The organism is Mesorhizobium sp. M7A.T.Ca.US.000.02.2.1, assembly GCF_003996995.1.
Lineage (GTDB): Bacteria > Pseudomonadota > Alphaproteobacteria > Rhizobiales > Rhizobiaceae > Mesorhizobium.
Genome location: NZ_RZTT01000598.1, coordinates 1 through 2,771 on the forward strand (window position 1 = coordinate 1; position 2,771 = coordinate 2,771).

General features: G+C 62.4%; 2 protein-coding genes and 1 pseudogene. 1 reads left to right on the forward strand and 2 read right to left on the reverse strand.

Annotated elements, in window-relative coordinates:
* Positions 1-1,289, forward strand: a 1,289-nt coding sequence (ftsH, locus tag EOD15_RS32235; protein WP_127409203.1) for an ATP-dependent zinc metalloprotease FtsH, incomplete at its 5' end; no start/stop codon positions are given.
* A gap of 246 nt (positions 1,290-1,535) precedes the next feature.
* Here ftsH and EOD15_RS32240 read toward each other — a convergent pair.
* Positions 1,536-1,988: a hypothetical protein gene (locus EOD15_RS32240; protein ID WP_127322124.1), complete on the reverse strand. Its 453-nt coding sequence runs from the start codon at positions 1,986-1,988 to the stop codon at positions 1,536-1,538.
* Between the two features lie 242 nt (positions 1,989-2,230).
* Positions 2,231-2,771, reverse strand: a pseudogene (locus tag EOD15_RS32245) (hypothetical protein); the annotation flags it as partial.

A 2,771-nucleotide genomic window follows, 5' to 3' on the forward strand; every position in this document is an offset into this window, starting at 1 on the left:
CCAATGTGCCGTTCTTCACCATTTCCGGTTCTGACTTCGTCGAGATGTTCGTCGGCGTCGGCGCAAGCCGCGTCCGCGACATGTTCGACCAGGCCAAGAAGAACGCGCCCTGCATCATCTTCATCGACGAAATCGACGCTGTCGGCCGTCATCGCGGCGCCGGCCTCGGCGGCGGCAATGACGAACGCGAGCAGACGCTGAACCAGCTGCTGGTCGAGATGGACGGTTTCGAGTCCAACGAAAGCATCATCCTGATCGCTGCCACCAACCGGCCCGACGTGCTCGACCCGGCACTCCTGAGGCCAGGCCGCTTCGACCGCCAGGTCGTGGTGCCGAACCCTGACATCGTCGGCCGCGAGAAGATCCTCAAGGTGCATGTGCGCAACGTGCCGCTGGCGCCCAATGTCGACCTCAAGGTGATCGCGCGCGGTACGCCGGGCTTTTCCGGCGCCGACCTGATGAACCTCGTCAACGAATCCGCCCTGATGGCGGCACGGCGCAACAAGCGCCTCGTCACCATGGCCGAATTCGAGGACGCCAAGGACAAGATCATGATGGGCGCCGAGCGCCGCTCGTCGGCCATGACCCAGGCCGAGAAGGAACTGACCGCCTACCATGAGGCCGGCCACGCCATTCTCGCGCTCAACGTGCCATCGGCCGATCCGCTGCACAAGGCCACGATCATCCCACGCGGTCGCGCGCTCGGCATGGTCATGCAGTTGCCCGAAGGCGACCGCTATTCGATGAGTTACAAATACATGATCTCGCGTCTCGCCATCATGATGGGCGGCCGCGTCGCCGAGGAGTTCAAGTTCGGCAAGGAGAACATCACCTCCGGAGCCTCTTCGGATATCGAGCAGGCGACCAAGCTGGCCCGCGCCATGGTCACGCGCTGGGGCTTTTCCGACAAGCTCGGCCATGTCGCCTATGGCGACAACCAGGAAGAAGTGTTCCTCGGCCATTCGGTGGCGCGCACGCAGAACGTCTCGGAAGAAACGGCGCAGATCATCGACGCCGAAGTGCGCCGCCTGATCGACGAGGCCTATTCGTCGGCGAAGTCCATCCTGACCAAGAAGAAGAAGGAATGGATCGCGCTGGCACAGGGCCTGCTGGAATACGAGACGCTGTCCGGCGAGGAGATCAAGCAGTTGATCGCCGGCCACAAGCCCGCGCGCGACCTCGGCGATGATACGCCGCCGAGCCGTGGCTCGGCCGTGCCGAAGTCCGGCGGCCGGCGAAAGAAGGGTCCTGAGCCCGAAGGCGGCATGGAACCGCAGCCATCGAGCTGAGCTTGACCACTGATTTCATCGAACGCCGCGGCTTGCTCCGCGGCGTTTTTTGTTTTTGGCGTTGGGGAGGAGTTGTCCGCGACCTCGCATCTGCGACGGTGACGATTGGCGAAAGCCAAGGTGATAGCTAATCTCCCCGCAAGGGGGGAGATTGGCAACGTCGCCGCTGGCGTGCCCTCGAAGGCAACAAAAAGGCCCGCGAACCCTGCGGTTCGCAGGCCTTCTCTTCTTCAGATGTCTTGTCGCTCAGCTCTTCAGCTTGGCATTGCACAGGCTGTAATAACCGCCGCCCTTCTGGATCCAGCGAAGGCCGTTCAACGTGCCCGCGTCCTTGTTGCCATGGTAGCCCTGCAGACAGGTCTTCATGCGCGCCTTCGCGGGCTTTTCGGTCTTGAACTCGGCGGCCAGCGTGGTCGGGAATGTCACGCCCGCGGGCACTACAGTGGGGGCGACCGCCGCGCTGGTTTCCTTTTTCGTCTGCGGCTCGGTTTTGACCGTATCCTCGCTGACACTGTCCGCTGCTGGTGTCGCGCACTTCTCCTTGCGAAAAGCCGTCCAGTCCATGCCGTTCAGAGTGCCGCCTTCCTTGGCTGTTCGATAGGTCTCGCCGCATTCCTTCATCGTCAGTGCGCTTGCGGGGGCGACGCTCCAAACGATAAATGCGGTCGCAGCCAATACCGCCAATCTCAAACTGTGCATAAGACCCTCCTGGTTGATAATAAGTTTGACGCCTTTTTGTATATGGTTTGTTCTTTATATGTTCAACCAGAATCTTTACGGACTACCGATGAGCTTGGCGGTGGGCAGTGCAGGCGAATTGATGATGCCGGCAGCCCGGCGACATGCAGATGCGAGCAAGGCAGTGTGCGTCTTCGCGCAACAACAAAGGCCCGCGCATCTTGCGATGCGCGGGCCTTTGTTTGGAGACTATGGCTAAGCGATCAGCTCTTCAGCTTGGCGTTGCACAGGCTGTAGAAGCCGCCGCCCTTCTGGATCCACTTCAGGCCGCCGAGCGCGTTGGCGTCCTTGAGGACATAGTACTGGTCGAGGCAGGTGTGCATGCGGCCCTTTCCGGGGGTCTCGCTGGCATATTTCGCCGAGATCGCGGACGGGAACTTGACGCCCTTGGGCGCAGCCGTCGTCGGCTTCGCCGGCTCCTCGGTGTAGCTGGCCTCGTCGGCGGCCGGCACCGTGTCGTCATCCGATGCGCCGGCGCCGCATTCGGTCTTGCGGAAGTCGTTCCACTTCATGCCCTTCAGCGTGTTGGCCGTCTTGGCGGCCTGATACTTGGTGCTGCATTCGGCCATGCTCAGACCCTTGCCGTCGGCGGGGGCCGCGGCATCCTTGGTGGTTGCCGGCTTGGCGGCGGCAGCGGCGGGTGCACCGGCGGCGCCTTCGGGCTTGCGGGAGGCGTTCCACTTCATGCCGTTTAGCGTGCCGGCCGCCTTCGCCGCCTGGTATTTTGTGCTGGATTCCTTTCCC

Bases quoted from the DNA above. Each gene is read 5' to 3' on its own strand.
- EOD15_RS32240 (WP_127322124.1), bottom strand. From the start codon at position 1,988: ATGCACAGTTTGAGATTGGCGGTATTGGCTGCGACCGCATTTATCGTT.